At 71.9% G+C, this 967-nt stretch carries 1 protein-coding gene and 2 pseudogenes; all 3 read left to right on the top strand.

Features of this window, described 5'->3' with window-relative positions; all coding sequences use genetic code 11:
• Positions 1-316: pseudogene (locus ACFPZL_RS13690) on the top strand (tRNA (adenosine(37)-N6)-threonylcarbamoyltransferase complex dimerization subunit type 1 TsaB); the annotation flags it as partial.
• Entirely contained in the window at positions 313-777 is a 465-nt protein-coding gene (rimI, locus tag ACFPZL_RS13685; protein ID WP_218115879.1) for a ribosomal protein S18-alanine N-acetyltransferase, read from the top strand. The pseudogene ACFPZL_RS13690 and the gene rimI, both read left to right, overlap by 4 nt.
• Positions 774-967: pseudogene (locus ACFPZL_RS13680) on the top strand (tRNA (adenosine(37)-N6)-threonylcarbamoyltransferase complex transferase subunit TsaD); the annotation flags it as partial. The gene rimI and the pseudogene ACFPZL_RS13680, both read left to right, overlap by 4 nt.

Below are 967 nucleotides of genomic sequence, written 5' to 3'. Positions count from 1 at the left end.
GCTCGAGGCAGGTGCGGCCGCACCCGGCCTGCGCGTGGTGCAGGACGCGAAGCGGCGCGAACTCTTCGTCACCGAGTACGCCGGGCTCGACTGGGCGGGCATTCCGGTGCGCACGGTCGATCCGCACCTCGCTGCACGCGAAGGCTTCGCGGCCCGGCCCGGAGACGTCTGGCCCGAACGGATCCCGGCGGCCGGTCTCGTGCGGCTCGCGGCGCGGCGGCTCGCGGCAGGCCGAGGATTCGAATCGGATCGTGCGCTCTACCTCCGCACCCCCGACGTCTTTCCGCCCGCCGTGCGGAAGCGGGTCTCCACGTGAGCGCCGTACCGCTGCTGCGCGCGGCGACGGTCGACGATCTCGACGCGATCTGGACGATCGAGGCGGCGGTCTTCGGCGCCGAGGCCTGGAGCCGCGAGATGCTGCGCGAGGAGTTGACCGCCGATCATCGCGCCTACCTGGCGCTCGAGGGCGAAGACGGTGCGGTGCTGGGGTACGCCGGGCTGCTTTCGGTCGGCACGGAGGGCGACATCCAGACCATCGCACTCGCCCCCGAGGCGCGCGGCGCCGGCCTGGGGAGAACGATGATGAACGTGCTGCTCGACGAGGCCGCCCGGCGCGGCGTGCACGAAGTGTTCCTCGAGGTGCGCGCCGACAACCCGGTCGCGCGCGGACTCTACGCCTCGCTCGGCTTCGACGAGATCGGGGTGCGGCCCCGTTACTATCAGCCGGACGATGTGGATGCCGTGGTGATGAGATTGATGATGGAGGAGCGTCGATGACCGTCGCCGAACCCCTGGTCCTCGGCATCGAGACGAGTTGCGACGAGACCGGCATCGGCATCGTGCGCGGGCGCACGCTGCTCGCCAACACGATCGCCTCGTCGATGGACGAGCACGCCCGCTTCGGCGGGGTCGTGCCCGAGGTCGCCGCGCGCGCGCACCTCGAGGCGCTGACGCCCGCGATCGGCCG

The organism is Leucobacter soli, from assembly GCF_042659205.1.
Classification (GTDB): domain Bacteria; phylum Actinomycetota; class Actinomycetes; order Actinomycetales; family Microbacteriaceae; genus Leucobacter; species Leucobacter soli.
This window is presented reverse-complemented; position numbering and strand designations above follow the sequence as displayed.